The sequence below is a fragment of the Corynebacterium sp. KPL2734 genome (genome assembly GCF_040225595.1).
Lineage (GTDB): Bacteria > Actinomycetota > Actinomycetes > Mycobacteriales > Mycobacteriaceae > Corynebacterium > Corynebacterium rhinophilum.
In genome coordinates this window covers 215,161-232,215 of sequence record NZ_JBEHFO010000001.1, presented here as the reverse complement: position 1 = coordinate 232,215, position 17,055 = coordinate 215,161, and the positions used below count along the sequence as shown (strand labels likewise).

General features: G+C 58.9%; 14 protein-coding genes. 4 read left to right on the top strand and 10 right to left on the bottom strand.

Translation table 11 applies throughout. The annotated features are described in order from the left end of the window. Positions 1-16: 16 nt before the first annotated feature. Genes ABRP88_RS01075 through ABRP88_RS01060 form a run of 4 tightly spaced genes read right to left on the bottom strand, consistent with a single transcriptional unit; the run spans position 17 to position 3,677 of the window. Positions 17-754 carry an ABC transporter permease gene (locus ABRP88_RS01075; protein WP_284853276.1) on the bottom strand — a complete coding sequence of 246 codons (738 nt, stop codon included), beginning with the start codon at positions 752-754 and terminating at the stop codon, positions 17-19. A gap of 28 nt (positions 755-782) precedes the next feature. Next, on the bottom strand, positions 783-1,682 hold the full coding sequence (locus ABRP88_RS01070) for an ABC transporter ATP-binding protein (RefSeq protein WP_284853277.1): 900 nt from the start codon (positions 1,680-1,682) through the stop codon (positions 783-785). 59 nt (positions 1,683-1,741) lie between these two features. After that, complete coding sequence (locus ABRP88_RS01065) at positions 1,742-2,503, bottom strand: response regulator (RefSeq protein ID WP_284853278.1); 762 nt, start codon at positions 2,501-2,503, stop codon at positions 1,742-1,744. Beyond that, a complete protein-coding gene (locus tag ABRP88_RS01060; protein WP_349835778.1) occupies positions 2,496-3,677 on the bottom strand; it encodes a sensor histidine kinase in 1,182 nt (393 codons plus the stop codon). The genes ABRP88_RS01065 and ABRP88_RS01060 overlap by 8 nt, the downstream gene beginning before the upstream one ends. Positions 3,678-3,743: 66 nt before the next feature. Here ABRP88_RS01060 and ABRP88_RS01055 point away from each other — a divergent pair, with 66 nt between their 5' ends. Both ABRP88_RS01055 and ABRP88_RS01050 read left to right on the top strand, forming a co-directional pair. Further along, positions 3,744-4,568 carry a PhzF family phenazine biosynthesis protein gene (locus ABRP88_RS01055; protein WP_349835776.1) on the top strand — a complete coding sequence of 275 codons (825 nt, stop codon included), beginning with the start codon at positions 3,744-3,746 and terminating at the stop codon, positions 4,566-4,568. A gap of 1 nt (position 4,569) precedes the next feature. Further along, positions 4,570-5,925 (top strand): protein adenylyltransferase SelO, encoded by a 1,356-nt coding sequence (locus tag ABRP88_RS01050; RefSeq protein WP_349835774.1) that lies wholly within the window; start codon positions 4,570-4,572, stop codon positions 5,923-5,925. Between the two features lie 110 nt (positions 5,926-6,035). Here ABRP88_RS01050 and mqo read toward each other — a convergent pair whose 3' ends face one another. Further along, positions 6,036-7,532 carry a malate dehydrogenase (quinone) gene (gene mqo / locus ABRP88_RS01045; RefSeq protein WP_284782151.1) on the bottom strand — a complete coding sequence of 499 codons (1,497 nt, stop codon included), beginning with the start codon at positions 7,530-7,532 and terminating at the stop codon, positions 6,036-6,038. Between the two features lie 285 nt (positions 7,533-7,817). Here mqo and ABRP88_RS01040 point away from each other — a divergent pair, with 285 nt between their 5' ends. Together ABRP88_RS01040 and mtr are read left to right on the top strand one after the other, a co-directional pair. Beyond that, entirely contained in the window at positions 7,818-8,864 is a 1,047-nt protein-coding gene (locus ABRP88_RS01040) for an alpha/beta hydrolase (RefSeq protein ID WP_349835773.1), read from the top strand. Between the two features lie 35 nt (positions 8,865-8,899). Then, positions 8,900-10,300 carry a mycothione reductase gene (gene mtr / locus ABRP88_RS01035; RefSeq protein ID WP_349835772.1) on the top strand — a complete coding sequence of 467 codons (1,401 nt, stop codon included), beginning with the start codon at positions 8,900-8,902 and terminating at the stop codon, positions 10,298-10,300. Positions 10,301-10,420: 120 nt separating this feature from the next. Here the strand turns inward: mtr and map are convergent, their stop codons facing one another. The 5 genes from map to dxr all read right to left on the bottom strand — a co-directional run bounded on the left by map (position 10,421) and on the right by dxr (position 17,024). After that, a complete protein-coding gene (gene map, locus ABRP88_RS01030; RefSeq protein ID WP_005283598.1) occupies positions 10,421-11,290 on the bottom strand; it encodes a type I methionyl aminopeptidase in 870 nt (289 codons plus the stop codon). A 65-nt stretch (positions 11,291-11,355) separates the two neighbouring features. Further along, on the bottom strand, positions 11,356-13,206 hold the full coding sequence (locus ABRP88_RS01025) for a penicillin-binding transpeptidase domain-containing protein (protein WP_349835770.1): 1,851 nt from the start codon (positions 13,204-13,206) through the stop codon (positions 11,356-11,358). 94 nt (positions 13,207-13,300) lie between these two features. After that, complete coding sequence (ispG, locus tag ABRP88_RS01020) at positions 13,301-14,464, bottom strand: flavodoxin-dependent (E)-4-hydroxy-3-methylbut-2-enyl-diphosphate synthase (protein ID WP_284784341.1); 1,164 nt, start codon at positions 14,462-14,464, stop codon at positions 13,301-13,303. Positions 14,465-14,641: 177 nt separating this feature from the next. Continuing rightward, positions 14,642-15,850, bottom strand: a complete 1,209-nt coding sequence (locus ABRP88_RS01015) for a M50 family metallopeptidase (RefSeq protein ID WP_349835767.1) — start codon at positions 15,848-15,850, stop codon at positions 14,642-14,644. Positions 15,851-15,863: 13 nt separating this feature from the next. Continuing rightward, entirely contained in the window at positions 15,864-17,024 is a 1,161-nt protein-coding gene (gene dxr / locus ABRP88_RS01010; RefSeq protein ID WP_349835766.1) for a 1-deoxy-D-xylulose-5-phosphate reductoisomerase, read from the bottom strand. Positions 17,025-17,055: the final 31 nt, after the last annotated feature.

Genomic DNA, 17,055 nt, shown 5'->3' with positions numbered 1-17,055 from the left:
AGTGCCCGCGGGGAGCCTAGACCACGGCGCGGCGTCGCTGGACGGCCGCGGCCCCGCCGAGGACCGCTACCACCATGGCCAAGACGATGACTCCGGATGCCCATTGCGGGGCCATGAGCCCGAAGGTGTCTTGGCCTTGAAAGAAGGTGCGCAGGTTAGCATCGGGCAAAATCTGCAGGATGATTTTGGCCCAGCCCATGTCCATCGAGGTCAGCACGCTTTCGATGACGAAGTATTCGATAATGAGCAGCATGGCCGCAAAGGTGCCGCTGCGCAGGATATAAGCCAGGCTGGTGGCCAGCAGGGTATAGACGATGTATTCCATAAAGCTAAACAGAAACACGGCGTTATCCGGATAGTGCACGAAGCTGGAGAAGTCATACGAGCTGCCGAGCGCAGCGTTAAACAACATTCCGAGGACGCCGGCCAGGCCCGCGGCGGCGACGTTGGCCACGGTGATGACGAGAATTTGGCTCGAAAGCACCTGCAGGCGCCGATTGGTAGATAGGTAGCTCCAGGCTACGGTGCCTTTTTGTAGGTCTCCGCCGACTAGCGTGGCCGAGGAAAAGATCATGATGACCACGGCAAAGATGGCGCCGATGGCTAGATCGGAGGATTGGAGGGCGCTGTCGTCAGTGCGGAGAGCTCCCATCAGCACGTTGGCGGCTGTTAGCCCAACGGTGATGATAGCGAGGTAGACCCACGTAGAGCGCAGGGAAAATATCTTGCGGGATTCGGAAACGATGGTACTCATGGCTCGTCATCTGCCTTTCTTAAGCGAGTTATGCGGAGCGGTAATCCAGGTGATCTGCGGTAGCGCCAAGGAAGGCGTCTTCTAAGGAGGGGTGCTTGACCTCAAGGCTGCTGATGCGGATGCGGTGATCAAAGCACAATTGGCCGACCTCATCGCGGTCTAGGCCGGTAATGCGCAGCACTTCCCCATCGAAGGAGGTTTGTGCCTGCGAACCGTGCAGCAAGCGGGCCAGTTCTTCTGGTTGGTCCACCACGACCTCCACGGTGGCGGCACCGGAGGCATTGACGAATTCTTCTACTGTTCCTTCGCCAACGAGCCTGCCCTTGCCGATGACCACCAGGCGGTCTGCCGTCAGCTGCATTTCTGACAACAGGTGGGAAGAAACAAGCACGGAGCATCCCCCAGCGGCGAATTCGCGGATGCGGTCGCGCATCCAGTGCACGCCCTCAGGGTCGAGGCCGTTGACGGGTTCATCGAGAAGCAAGTGCGTAGGCTGGCTCATCATGGCGCAGGCAAGTCCGAGGCGCTGCTTCATGCCAAGCGAATAACCCCCGATGCGCTTTTTCGCCACCTTTCCGAGCCCGACGCGCTCTAAGGTGTCATCGACGTGATCCATCGATACCCCCTGCAGCGCCGCCATATAACGTAGGTGCGCGCGGGCGCTGCGGCCGGGGTGGAACCAATTGGCATCAAGCAAGGTGCCCACCGTGGAGGCGGGATCGGGTAGTTCGCGGAACGGTGTTCCATCGAATGTAGCGGTGCCGGAGGTGGGATTTTCTAGCCCCACGCACATGCGCATCGTGGTGGATTTGCCGGAGCCATTGGGTCCTAGGAACCCGGTGACTTGGCCATCGGGAACCTCAAAGGAGAGGTTGTCTACTGCTGTAAAGGAACCGTACTTCTTGGAAAGCTGTGTGACTGTGAGCATGGTTTTATCGTGTCGTTTTCCCGGCGCGATGTAACCATCCTCGAGGCGGATTTAGCCGTTCATCCCTGGGGATGAGAAAGCAGCTCTTCCACGGTGACCACCCCATGGGTATAGGCATACAGCACGGCCTGGACGCGGTCGCGGGACCCGGTCTTGGTCAGCACGTGGCGCACGTGGGTCTTGACCGTCGCCATGGAGACAAATTCCTCTTCGGATATTTCGGTATTGGAATACCCCAGCGCCATGAGCCTTAAAATATCCATCTCGCGCGGGGTGAGTTCCGCGGACGGCGGAGCCGTCGCGGTGGTGGCGCCTGGCTGTGCAGCCGCGGCGGTGTGCGAAGCCGAGTGCGCCTTCCTGCTGTCCCCACCCTCCTCGCTGCGGACTTGTTGGAGCACCTGAGCGGTAATGCGCGGTGAAAGCACGGCCTCGCCTGAGTGCACTGTGCGAATGGCTGAGAGCAGCTCCTCAGGTTCGACGTCTTTGAGCAAGAATCCAGAAGCCCCGGCAGAGATTGCGCCGTGGACAAAGTTGTGATCATCAAAGGTGGTCAGCATGATGACCTTGGTATCGGGACATTCCGGGAGAACTTCCTCCGTGGCCGCAATGCCGTTGACCCGCGCCATCTGTACGTCCATGAGGATGATATCGACGGGCTCTTGCCGCGCAAGGTCCAGTACCTCATCGCCATCGGAGGCCTGCCAGACCACGCTCATATCCTCCTGCGAGCCGATCAGCATGGCGAACCCGGCGCGCAGGAGCGGTTGATCATCGACAAGCGCAATGCGGATGGGCTCAGGTTCCTGCTCCGGATTAGACATGCGGTACCTCCACGGTGATTGCAAACGTTCCATCCTCGGTCTTGGTGGACACACTGCCACCATAGGCCTTTACGCGCTCTTTCATCCCGATGAGCCCATAGCCGGGGCTGTGGTCCTCGTCCGGCTGCGCCATGGGGTTGTGTCCTTCGATAGTGAGCGCCGACTTATCGCTGCGAAAGCGCAGAGTTCCCCTGTTCTGGCTGGAGTATTTGAGCATATTCGTCAGTATCTCCTGCACGATGCGGTAGATGGTGAATTGATAAAGCTCGTCGCTATCGGCTGGTAACTTTTCCATGCCGTAAACGGTGATATCGAAGCCAGCGCGCCGGGCCTCTGAAAATAGGCCTGCGATGTCTGAGGTGCCTGGGGCTTTGGTTTCCCCGCGCGCGTCTTCTTCGCGCAAGACGGATAGCAGGCTACGCATCTGTTTTAAGGATTCGCGGGAGGTGGAGGCGATGGTATCGAGCGCCTCTGTGGCTACCTTGGGGTCTTTTGCGGCGGCGAACCGGGCGCCATCGGCAAGCGCAATGACCCCGGCGAGGTTGTGGGCGACGATATCGTGCATCTCCCGGGCAATGCGGTTGCGCTCCACGGCGCCGGCCATCTCCGCGCGCTCGATGAGCAGCTGTTGGCCCTCCCGGCGCTTCCGGTTATTGGTGCCGAGCAAGTAGAAAAAGCCGAGGACCGGCCAGCCGAGCAAGACCGTGCCGGCATAGGCAAGCAGCGGGCTCATGGTCGCATCGCCCAAGCCGATATCGCTGCCTGCGAAGACCTTTTCACCAAACAGGCTTGCGGTGGTTCCCACCAGGGAGCCCAGGGCAATCCACGCAAGCCAGATATAGCGCAAGCGCTTGCGCGAGTGCGTGCCAATGAGAAAAGCCGTGTAGGCGAAAATCGGGGCGTGGAAGTTCGCCAGGGAGGCCAAGGGCGTAAAAATGCACAACGTCATGGTGCCGGCGATGAAGAAAATGGACTTTTCTTGCAGCTTGGGATGCAGCCACAGCGCGAGCGGAATGCCGACGGTGTACAAGACCGCCACGATGGCCTGGAAGGGTGAATCGGTGTGCAAAAAGTTCGCGGCGTTGGGCAAAAGCACGCCGAAGAACACGGGGATGAGGATTCGCCACGGCGGGCCAATCCAGTCGCGCAGACGATCCGGCCAAAGCTTAGACATAAGGGCAAGGCTAGCGCAGAAGCTAACCCGCCGGCCTCATCCTCAGGGCTGACTAGACTGGCTGGCATGCAACTCCAGTTCTTTGAAGTCGATGTCTTTGCCACCTCGGCGTTTTCCGGTAACCCGCTCGCCGTCGTGGCCCATGCCGATGGGCTCTCGACGCAACAGATGCAGGCCATCGCGCACTGGACCAATTTTTCTGAAACCACGTTCTTGCTCGAGCCCACCGATCCCGCGGCGGACTATCGCGTGCGCATTTTTACCCCGCACGAGGAGTTTGATTTCGCCGGCCACCCCACCTTGGGTAGCGCCGCCGTCTGGCGGGCGCTCGGCAATGAACCTCAGAAGGAAGGCGCCATTGTGCAGGAATGCGGGGTAGGGTTGGTCTCCGTGCGCGAGAACGAGGGTATTTATTCTTTTGCCACCCCGCCTCTGCGCGCTAGTGGGCCACTGAGCAGTGCTGAGCTTGCAAAGGCCTGTGCGGGATTGAATATCTCGGAAGCAGACGTCCTTGATTCCGCCTGGGTGGATAATGGGCCCGGCTGGCAGCTTATACAGCTGCGCGATGCCGCGGCCGTGCGCGCGGTTCAGCCCGCTGCCACTCGTCCCAAGGTGGGCGTGGTGGGAATGCGTGATAGCGCCGCAGACGCGGGCTCCGCTGCCTATGAAGTGCGCGCGTTTACCGCAGAATTCGAGGATCCCGTCACCGGCTCTTTCAACGGCGGGGCCGCGCAATTCATGCGCTCGCGCGGGCTGGTTCCCGCCCGCTACACCGCCTGCCAGGGCAGCCAGCTGGGAAGAAACGGCGAGGTCTTTATCCACGATGACGGCACCGATATTTGGGTCGGTGGCCGCGTCCACATCCGCGTGCAAGGACAATTGGAGGTCTAAAATGCACCTACACCACGACTATGCCGATCACCTGCCGGAATTTGTGGCGGCAACCCACGGTGAAGAACAACCGGATCCTAAGCTCGTAGTCCTCAATGAAGAGCTGGCAGTGCAGCTGGGCTTGGATACTGACTGGCTGCGCTCTGCAGACGGCCTGGATTTCCTTTTAGGCCGCGACGGCGGGCATGCCATGGCCTATTCCGGCTTCCAATTCGGCTCTTTCAACCCACAGATGGGCGATGGCCGGGCCATGCTCTTGGGCGAGGTGGACAAAGACGGAAAACTGTGGGATCTCCACGCCAAGGGCACGGGGCTTACCCCTTATTCGCGGTTGGGTGCCGATGGCCGCGGCACCCTCTCGTCCATGCTGCGCGAGTACTTGGTTTCTGAGGCCATGCACGCCCTCGGCGTACCCACCACCCGCTCGCTTGCTGTGATTTCTACCGGCCGTCCCATCCAGCGCGGCCACGTGCAGCCGGCTGGCGTCCTGGTCCGCGTGGCGGCAAGCCATATCCGGGTCGGAACTTTTCACTATGCCGCGCAGTCTGGCCACCTCCAAGACCTCGCGGACTATGCCATAGCGCGCCACTACCCTGGGGCAGATTATCGGGAGTTTTTTCAAGGCGTCATGGACCGCCAGATTGCCACCGTGTCTTCGTGGATGCGCTTGGGCTTTATCCACGGGGTGATGAATACGGATAACACCACCATCTCCGGCGAAACCATTGATTATGGCCCGTGTGCCTTTATGGAGTCCTACTCACCCGATACGGTCTTTTCCAGCATTGACCAGCAGGGACGCTATGCCTTTGGCAATCAACCAGCGATCTTGGGCTGGAACCTCGCCCGGCTCGCGGAATCGCTGGTGCCGCTATTCGATGCCGATATCAATGTCGGGGTCGACTTCGCGCAAGAAACCATCAATGGGTTTCAGGAGAAATTCGCCTCCCAGCGCCGCAGCGATCTGGCAAGCGCCCTCGATACCTCCACCGAGGTAGCCTCGGCCTACTTTACTGCCATGCAGCTTTACCAGCCGGATATCACGCTGGCGCACCGTGCGCTTGCCGATGCCGCCCGCGGCCGCACCCTTCCTGCCCAAGAACTATTTAAGAAATCGGACTTCGTGGATAGCTACCTAGCCACTCACCCCTCCCCGGATGCCGTGGATGCTGCAATGCCCCGGGTCATTCCCCGCAATATGGCCGTCGAAGCCGCACTGCGCGCCGCTGAGGCAGGCGATATGCAGCCCTTTACTGATCTGCTCCACGCCGCGACCCATCCGTGGCAGCCGAATCCGTCTTACGAACAACCCGATCCGGATGGGCTTGCAGGCTTTCTTACCTACTGCGGTACCTAATTTTCTAACAACTCCGAATTCAGGGGTTGGGCATCACAAAGCCCTCCGCGCAATAGGTTTTGCACGGAGGGCAGGGGCCAGGAATTAGCCCAAAGCCGAAGGGTGGGTGTTTAGCGCTCCAGCTTCAGCGTCTTCTGGGTGTATTCCCACATCTCGTTGTAGAAGTCCTCATCATTGGCCAGCTTCATGCCGTAGGACGGGACCATCTCGCGAATCTTATCGCTCCAGTCAATCATGCGCTCGCCAAAGCAACGCTCGAGCAGCTCCAGCATGACGGCTGGGGCAATGGAAGCACCCGGGGAAGCGCCGAGCAGGCCGGCAATATTGCCTTCCTGGTTATTGACCAATGCGGTTCCGAACTCGAGGGAACCGAAACGCGGTGCGCCTGCAGGCTTAATGACCTGTACGCGCTGACCGGCAATCACGGTCTCCCAGTCGCTTTCCTTCGCATTCGGGACGTATTCGCGAAGGGACTCGACGCGGTCAGAGAAGTCCTTGCGCACCTCATCAATGAGGTACTTGGTCAGGCCGAATTCCTGTACCGCAACACCCAGGTAGGAGGTGATGTTATCCGGGCGGATAGACTTGAAAAGGTCCAGGTAGGAACCCTTCTTCAAGAACTTCGGGCTCCAACCGCCGTACGGGCCAAACAGCAGGCCCTTCTCGCCGTCGATAACGCGGGTATCCAGGTGCGGCACGGACATCGGAGGAGCACCCACTGCAGCCTTACCGTAGACCTTGGCCTGGTGCTGCTCAATGAGCTCCGGGTTCTTGGCACGCAACCAGAGACCGGAAATGGGGAATCCGGCGTATCCTGCCACTTCCTTCACCTTTGCCTTGCGGAGCAAGTCTAGGGCGTAGCCGCCGGCACCGACGAAGACGAACTTCGCCTTCACCACGGTGATATCGCCGGTGTGCTTATTTTTGGAATAGACCTTCCAGTCATTTCCATCACGGTCGATATCGAAGACATCGTGGCCGTAACGGATCTCCGTACCAGATGCGCGCGCAGCGGTCAGGAATTGCTTGGCCAGGGCGCCGAAGTTCACATCGGTTCCGACTTCGGTCCAAGAGATAGCGACCTTATTGGAAAAGTCGCGGCCGTCAGCCATGAGCGGCAGCTTCTCCGCGAAGGTGGATTCGTCATCAGAGAACTGCATGCCGGGGAACATGTGCTTTTCACTCAGCACCTCGTAGCGGCGCTTCAGGTAGTCCGCCTGGATTTCACCTTGAGCGAAGGACACGTGTGGGACTGGGTTGATGAACTCGCTAGGTTCAGTCAGGATGCCGTTGTTGAGCTGGTGGGACCAGAACTGGCGCGACTTCTGGAACTTCTCGTTGGTGGCAATGGCCTTAGAAATATCAATGCGGCCGTTCTTCTCTGGCGTGTAGTTGAGCTCACACAGAGCAGAGTGACCGGTACCGGCGTTATTCCACGGAGAGGAGGATTCCAGGGCGGGGCCATCAAGGCGCTCAAAGATCATCTGGGTCCAGCTCGGCTCCAGCTCGCGGAGCATAGCGCCCAGGGTGGCGCTCATGATGCCGGCACCGACCAGTGCGACATCAACCTCATCTACAACTTGTGCTGTCTTCTTTGCTGAGGACACTGTGTTATAACCTCTTCGAATTGAAAATTTATATACATCGGCGCATTCTGCACCATATATTTTAAGCGCTTTGCGCCCCACACCGCGACTGTTATGCACAGACAACCTGCCGATGTGTCACGCATTAACGCCTTACCTTACGCTTTTCTCCACTCGATTGGTTTTTCTCCCCCACCCTGGCCGCCACAATATAGGACGCCATGTAATACACTTCACATTGAGTGGAAATAATTGCAGGTCACGCAGCTACCGTAGCGAACCCCTAGAGTTGACTAGACTCGTGTCATGGCTACAGCAACTCCGTCATGGGGGCCCGATATCCTCGGCCCCGATTTTCAATCAGCCACCCTCAACCTCGGCCCCGATCCTGATGGCGAGGGGGATATTGTCACCACCCTCGTCCGCTATGCACCAGGCTCGGCTGCAGGCTCCACGGATTCGGGCCCCGCCGATTCTTCTTCACCTTCTGCCACTTCCCGCCCGGCCTTGGTATGGCTGCACGGGATGACTGACTACTTCTTCCACACGCACGTCGCACAGCACTTCGCGGCACAAGGCTATGACTTTTACGCGGTCGATCTGCGCAAATGCGGTCGCTCGCACCGCCCGGGCCAGTCCTGGCACTACGTTTCGGACTTGTCCTTATATAACGCGGATCTTTCCGCAGCCCTCGATGCCATTGCAAACGACGAGATAATCGTTATCGCCCACTCCACCGGTGGCCTAATTGCGCCGCTGTGGATGGACTTTCTACGCCGCCATGACGCGGAGCGCTTCTCCCGCCTGAAGGGCCTCATCCTCAATAGCCCCTGGCTGGACATGATGGGCGTTCCCGGCTGGGCCGTATCAGCGCTGAAGCCGGCGATATATTCCACCGCCAAGATCGCACCCAAGACCCCCTTGCCCGGGGGCAACCTCACCGCCTATGGCGAATCGGTGCACAGTGACTTCTACGGCGAGTGGGACTACGACCTCAGCCTGAAACCATTAGCCGGGCATAAGAAATATATAGGCTGGCTGGCCGCCGTCTTCCACGGTTTCGACGCCATTCACAGCGGCCGCATTAATGCCGGGGTCCCCGTATTGACGCTGCAATCTACCCGCTTGCTATTGGGAACGCCCTACTGCGATGCGGTCAATCATGCCGATTGCATCATCGATGTCGCACAGACCCGACGGTGGGCAAAAGAGCTCAATGCGCACTACACGCTGCGTTCCATCGAAGGTGCGCGCCACGATGTCTTTTTATCCCTCTCCGGCCCCCTAGCGGAGGCGTTCGCAGCGTGCGATGCCTGGCTTCCCACCATCGTGGAAGCGCCCACACCAGCATAAATACCCGAATTGGACACATGGATTAAGGTATTGATATGACCACAATTGATACAGCAAATACTCCGGCCGCTGAGGAACACTACGACCTCATCATCATCGGCACCGGTTCCGGCAACTCCATTGCCAACCGTGATTTTCACGATAAGAAAATTGCCATTATTGAAAAGGGCCGCTTCGGTGGCACCTGCCTGAATGTCGGCTGCATCCCCACCAAGATGTACGTCTACGCAGCCGATGTCGCCCTCGCCGCCCGCGAAGGCGAGCGCCTTGGCATTGATGCCCAGGTCAACGACGTGGAGTGGAACCCCATTGTGGAGCGCGTCTTCCACAACCGCATCGACCAGATCGCCCAAAGCGGCGAGGACTACCGTCGCGGCGACAAGACCCCGAATATCACCGTCTACGACGAGCACGCTCGCTTCGTCGGCCCTAAGACCATCCAGACCGGCGATCACGTCATCAGCGCCGATCAGATCGTTGTTGCTACCGGCTCCCGCCCGGTAATCCCTGAGGTCTACGCCAATTCCGGCGTGAAGTACTACACCAACGAAGACATCATGCGGATGGACCGCCAACCAGAAAGCCTGATCATCGTGGGCGGCGGCTATATCGCCATGGAATTTGCCCACGTCTTCGATGGCCTCGGTACCAAGGTCACCGTGGTCAACCGCAGCGAGACCCTGCTGCGCCACCTCGATTCCGATATCTCCTCGCGCTTCAACGAAATTGCCCGCGAGCGTTTCGATGTGCGAATTGCTAACGGCACCAAGCTGGAAGAAACCGACAAGGGCGTAAAGCTGGAGCTCGATAATGGCGAGAGCCTTGAGGCAGACGCCATCCTGGTAGCCACCGGCCGCAAGCCAAATGGCGATCTCATGGATGTGGACAAGGCCGGCATCAAGCTGCTGGACAATGGCCGCATTTCCACCGATGCGCATGGCCTCACGGATGCAGAAGGCGTCTGGGCGCTTGGCGATGTCTCTTCGCCCTACATGCTCAAGCACGTCGCCAACGCCGAAGCCCGCACCATCCAGCACAACCTGCTCCACCCGGAGGATCTGCAGGAGCTTCCGCACGACAACGTTCCTGCCGCCATCTTCACCCACCCGCAGATCGCCTCTGTGGGCTTGAAGGAAGAAGAAGCGCGGGAGCAGGGCTTCGATGTCACCGTAAAGATTCAAAACTTTGGCGACGTGGCCTACGGCTGGGCCATGGAAGATACCACCGGTATTTGCAAGCTGATTGCGGACCGCAAGACGGGCCAGCTCTTGGGCGCCCACCTAATGGGCCCGCAGGCCTCCACCCTGATCCAGCAGCTGATTACGGTGATGGCCTACGAGATCGACCTGCGCGACTTTGCCCGCAAGCAGTACTGGATCCACCCAGCCCTGCCAGAGGTCGTAGAAAACGCCCTCTTGGGCCTCGAATGGGACTAAGGCACATATCTAAGGCTCCATAACAAAAGCCGCCTCCCCGGGCCACGCGCTAAGATTCGTGCGCAGTGGTTAAGGAGGCGGCTTTCGCCGTTCCTAGGCCTTGAAGAAGGGCCCTAGCGATTAATCCTCATCTGGGATGGTCAGGATTTCATTGCCATCATCGGTGATGACCAAGGTGTGCTCGAACTGGGCGGTGAACTTGCCATCACGGTTCTGCACGGTCCAGTCATCGTCCCAAATATCGTAATCCAGCGAACCCAGGTTAATCATCGGCTCTACCGTCAAGGTCATGCCCGGTTCCAAGATATCGCGGTACGTGGTGGAATCGTGGTGCAAGACCACCAACCCATTGTGGAAGGTGGGTCCTACGCCGTGGCCGGTGAAATCGCGCACGACGTTATAACCAAAGCGCTTGGCATATGACTCGATAACGCGGCCGATAACGTTGATCTCGCGGCCAGGCTTTGCGGCCTTAATGCCGCGCATCGTGGCTTCTTTGGTGCGCTCTACTAAAAGGCGGTGCTCCTCTGATACGTCACCTGCCAAGAAGGTGGCGTTATTATCGCCGTGCACGCCGTTTTTATAAGCGGTGACATCGATATTGACGATGTCACCTTCTTCAATCACGGTGGTATCCGGAATGCCGTGGCAGACAATTTCATTCAGCGAAACGCAGCTGCCTTTGGGAAATCCCCGGTATCCCAAGGTAGATGGGTACGCACCGTGGTCACACATATACTCGTGCGCCACGCGGTCGACCTCATCCGTCGTCACGCCAGGCTTTACCGCCTTGCCGGCTTCCTTCAGCGCGTTGGCCGCGATCTTGCAGGCCTCCCGCATCTTCTCAATCACTTCGGGGGACTGCACAAAAGGCTCACCGATGGCCTCTTGTACCTCGTCTTTCCACACATATTCCGGGCGCTCGATATCTTCTGGCACCGGCCGGATGGGGGTTGGTTTACCTGGCTTCAATTTTCCACGAGTACTCATAATTGCCCATGGTAGTCCTCATACCGGCTCACGCAGTATCGGGGTGGCCAGTCAGTGTCCGCTGCTTACTCGACCTTGGGGGCCGGGCCATCATTGGGGCGCGAGCGGTAATCATCCAGCTTCCGCAGGAAGTTATCGGTAATAGCTACCGAGGATTCGGAGCCGCCGCCCAATACGATGAGCGTGGCAAAGGCGATATCGTCTTCTTCCCGGTAGCCGGTAAACCACGCGTGCGAGCCTTCATTGATCTCGGCCTCACCAGTCTTGCCGTAAATCGTTCCGCCCGCCTGCATCCCACGGGCGGTACCGCTGGTGACCACCTGGCGCATCATGCCGCGCACGTTATTCAGCACGTGGTCTGGAATCGGCGCCGACTTATCCGAGGCCTTGGTCTCGCGGCCCTCAATAAGGGTGGGCGTTGGGGTCTTTCCCGCTGCCACAGAGGCCGAAACCATAGCCATGCCGAACGGGCTGGCAAGGTCGTAGCCCTGGCCGTAGCCGGCCTCGGTGCGCTCCAAAACTTCCTTGCCCTCCGGAATCGAGCCGGTCGTGGTGGTCAGCCCGGGGATTTCATAATCCACCCCGAAGCCAAACTTCTTGCCGGTTTCCTTCAACTCACCGGGTGCCAGCTTGGTGGAAATATCCGCGAAGGTGGTGTTGCACGATTGGGCGAAGGCCTGGCTTAGCGGCACATTGCCGAGCGAAAACGCGTTGTAGTTGGTCACCACGCGGCCATAAATATCCATCGTACCAGGACACGGAACGATGGTATCCGTGGTCAGGTTTTGTTTTTCTACACCCGCAGCGGCGGTAAGGATCTTGAAAACCGAGCCGGGTGGGTATTGGCCTTGCAAGGCGACGTCGCCGTCCTCGTCCGCCTTTTCGGTCTGCGCTACGGCCAGGATATCGCCGTTAGAAGGCCGGATGGCAACCAGCATGGCCTGGGCGTCCGAGCGCTGATTCACCGCTTCTTGGGCCGCGCGTTGGACGTCATAATCCAAGCCAACCTTGATGGAGGGGGCGGCCTCGGGCGCATGCTTTTCGACATCGGAAAGCGCCGCACCATTCTCATTGACGACGGCGATGGACCAGCCGGTCTCGCCGTCGAGCTCGTCATTGACGGCCGAGCGCACGCGCGATAAGAGATCGGGCGCAAGACCACGGTCCCGGGTCACCAGCGCGGGCTCTTCATTAATGCGGACGCCTTCCATCCCCTCCAGCTTGGCGCGGATGATGGACTCCTGCTCTTCTGTATAAAGCCCCACCGAATAGGCGGAATCTGCCTTTTCAAGCTTTTCGGCGAGCTCCTTGGCGTCTACCTCCGCGATTGAGTCGTCCTCGCGGTGCGCTGCAGCCAGGGCGCTGCTGACCTTGGAGGCCGTGGGGCGGACATCGGAAAGCGAGCTCGTATCCACGATGACGCGGTAATTCAGCCCGGGGCTCATCAGCTCCACCCCGTTGGAGGAAACGACGCTGGCGCGCGTGGCTTCCAAGGCGCGCAGCTCCAAATGCTGGTGCGCGCCCAGGTCCGGGTGAATAATGCTGGGCTTCCACCGCACCGTCCACTCGTCTTCGGCCTTGGTCAAGGTCATCTGCGTGGTATAGCTCAAGCTGCGATCCTTGGGCAAATCCCAGGTGACCTTATAATCCGCCGTGGCCACGGTTTCGTCCTGTTTTACCCCCTCGAGCTCAATATCGAGGCCCTCTGCCTGCAAACCCGAGTACGTAGCATCGAGGGCCTGTGTGGCGTCATCGGGGGAATCTGTAAGCTCCTCCAAGCCCTCGTCATTTCGGCTCTCCATGCCTTCAATGAACTCTTCTGCCACCGGCTCTGCAGATACGGGCTTAGGGGTACAAGCAACCACACCAGTTGCAGCAAACGAAACTGTAGCAACCAGTGCGAATAACTTCTTCATGCTTTGGCACATTAGCAGCGCACGCAGCAAAAAGGACTGCCCCACACCGAAGTGCAGGACAGTCCTTAAAAACTACCGCGTGGAAGGAAGCTGCTTACTGCGTCACGCGAACATCGGCCTTGGCGCCGTCCACGGCTTCGAGACCTTGCTCATCTGCAATGCGCATTGCCTCTTCAATGAGGGTCTCCACGATCTTGTCTTCCGGCACGGTGCGCACCACTTCGCCCTTGACGAAGATTTGGCCCTTGCCGTTACCGGACGCCACGCCCAAGTCCGCGTCACGGGCCTCACCAGGTCCGTTGACAACGCAACCCATGACGGCAACGCGGATGGGAAATTCCATGCCCTCGAGGCCGGCGGTAACTTCTTCCGCCAGCTTGTACACGTCCACCTGCGCGCGGCCGCACGACGGGCAAGACACGATTTCCAGCTTGCGCGGGCGCAAGTTGAAAGACTGCAGAATTTGATCGCCCACCTTGACCTCTTCTTCAGGCGGGGCCGACAGCGAGACGCGAATCGTATCGCCGATGCCTTCTGCCAAAAGGGCGCCAAAGGCGACGGAGGACTTAATGGTGCCCATGAACTTCGGGCCGGCTTCCGTCACGCCCAAGTGCAGCGGGTAATCAGTCTGCGCGGCCAGCTGGCGGTAGGCCTCCACCATCAGCACGGGGTCAGAGTGCTTGACGGAAATGGCGATATCGCCAAAGCCGTGCTCCTCAAACAGGCTAGCTTCCCACATAGCGGACTCAACGAGTGCCTCTGGGGTGGCCTTGCCATACTTTTCCAGCAGGCGCTTATCCAGCGAACCGCCATTGACGCCGATGCGGATGGGGATCCCCGCATCGCCCGCGGCCTTGGCTACTTCCTTAACGCGCCCATCGAACTCACGGATATTGCCTGGGTTGACGCGAATCGCCGCGCATCCAGCATCGATGGCTTGAAAGATGTACTTGGGCTGGAAGTGGATATCCGCGATGACCGGGATCGGGGACTTCTTGGCGATGGTCGGCAGAGCCTCCGCATCCACCGGCTTAGGGCAGGCCACGCGCACGATATCGCAGCCAGAGGCAGTAAGCTGTGCGATTTGCTGCAGGGTGCCGTTGATGTCATGGGTCTTGGTATTGGTCATCGACTGCACCGAAATTGGGTAGTCAGAACCAACGCCCACCGGGCCTACGTGCAATTGCCGCGTCTTCCGGCGCGGGTGCAATACTGGCGGAGGCCCGTCAGGAATTCCTAGACCGATAGGACTAGACATGAATGCTCCTTATTTCTAGCTCGTGGCTCGTTGCTAAACGTTATTGCACAATAAGTGTTGAACGTCCCCACTCTAGCACTAGATGGTTAAGCGCTAAAGTTCCCGCTCGCGCTGCAAATGTGCACTATACGTTGAGCTCTCCACCCACTCCCCGCGGCGGGCGCGGGAAGGGCAAACCTAGCCAAATAGTCTGATCGGATTAACCACATCCGCGATGATGATCACTACGCCCAGCGCCATAAGTAGGGCCGCCATGACATAGGTGATGGGCATAAGCCTGGTGTAATCGGCCGGACCCAGCGGCTGCTTGCCCATCAGTTTGCGAATGCCATCGCGGATTTTCTCATACAAGATGACCGCTATATGTCCGCCGTCAAAGGGCGGCAGCGGAATAAGGTTAAAAATAGCGAGGAAGAAATTCAGCGTCGCCAGCATCATGAAGAACGATGCCCACAGGGAACGCTCCACGAGTTCGCCACCAACCCGCGACGCACCGACTACGGACATCGGCCCGTTCACATCCCTCTCGTGACCAAAGATGGAGGCCACCACGCCAGGTACCTTAGCGGGGAATTGTTTGATTCCCTCCACCGTGGCCTCGAGCGAATAAGTGGTGAAATGCCACGTTGCAGGAACCGCCTGCGTTGCTGAATATTTCTCGACGATGTCGAGGACCTCATTGCTCAGCCCGATCGATCCGGCATCCACCAATTCACCCTGTTGGTTTAGGCGCTTGACCGTTTCCAATTCGATGGAGAAGTCTTTTTCCGCGCCGTCGCGCTCTACGGTAAGCGTCACGGTCTCGCCGGGACGTTGCATTACCTCATCGCGCAATTGCGTAAAGGAATCCAGGTGCTGGCCATCAAGCGCGAGAATGATATCGCCTTCCTGGACACCGGCCTTACCAGCGGGCCCGTTGCCAGTGCACGATTCCAGCTCCTGGTTTTCTTTTTGGTCTGCGGTGCAGACTACGTCCCCCACCCGCGGGCGCACATCGGCATCGGGATTGGGTAGCCCTGCCGTCATCGCCACGAAATACAAGATGACAAAACCGAGGATCAGGTTGACCCCAATACCGCCTGCAAGGACGATGATGCGCTGCCACCATGGCTTTTTATACATCGCATAGGGCTTTTCTTCCTCCGTAAGGAATTCATCCTGCGCGGTCATCCCGGCGATATCGCAAAATCCACCCACCGGAAACGCGGCGAGACCGTATTCGGTATGCCCCTTACGGAAGGAGAAAACGCGCGGGCCAAAGCCGATAAAATACCGCCGCACCCGCATGCCAAAGGCGCGGGCCGTAAACATATGCCCCGCCTCATGGAGTGCCACGGTCAGCCCAATGCCAAGGGCGAACAACACAATGCCCAGCAAATTTGCCATTAAAGAAAGCTTTCTAGTCAGCTAAACGGTCAATGCGCGCATTCGCACGCCTGCGAGCCTCACCTTCTACGGCGAGGATTTCATCGAGGGTAGAGACTACACCAGCAAACTGGGAAGATTCCCCGAGGATCTCGCCTACGACATCAACAATCTCTGGGAAGTGGATACGCCCGACCAAAAAGGCCGCCGCGGCCTCTTCATTGGCAGCGTTATAAATCACTCCCGTCCCCTTCGCCGCAGCCTCGCGGGCAAGGGATACGGCGGGAAAGGCGGCATCATCTAGCGGCTCAAAATGCCACGTATGCGCCTGAGAAAAATCGAGGGCCGGCTGCGCCCCCGGTACACGCTGGGGCCAATTCAAGGCCAGGGAGATGGGCAGCTTCATCGATGGCGGAGAAGCCTGGGCGATAGTGCAGCCGTCTTTAAAGGTGGCCATCGAGTGAATGACCGACTGCGGGTGAACCGTGACTTCGATGCGCTCTGGCTCAAGATCAAAAAGCAGAGTCGCCTCGATGAGCTCGAGCCCCTTATTGATCAAGGTGGCGGAATTCAGCGTATTCATCTGTCCCATGGACCACGTGGGGTGCTGCGCGGCTTGCTGCGGGGTAACGTCCCACATCTGCTCACGCGTCTGACCGCGGAAAGGGCCGCCCGAGGCTGTGAGAACGAGCTTGGCCAGCTCGCCTTCTTCGCCCGCGCGCAGGCATTGTGCCATCGCAGAGTGCTCCGAATCCACGGGAATGATTTGGCCTGGCCGCGCGGATTTCGTGACCAAAGTGCCGCCGGCAACCAAGGACTCCTTATTCGCTAGTGCGAGGTACTCGCCCATGTCCACCGTTGCCAGGGTGGCTTTGAGCCCGAGGGAGCCCACTAGGGCGTTGAGCACGGTATCGGCAGGAACCGAGCGCACCAGCTCTTCCGCCGCACCATCGCCAGAAAGTACTGTGCCGCCTAAAGCCGCAGAAACCTCCGCAGCCGCCGCAGGTTGGGCCACGGCAATGTGGTCAAACGAAAGGTGGAAGGAGCGGGCCTGCTCAATGATCTGCTGCGGGTGAGAACCGCCCGCAGCAATGCCCACGACCTCAAACTTATCGGGGTTATCCGCAATTACTTCTAATGCTTGCGTGCCAATAGAGCCGGTGGAGCCGAGAATAAGTATTCGCTGAGTAGTCACCCCTCTACCCTAGCGGTCATTTATGTAGCCC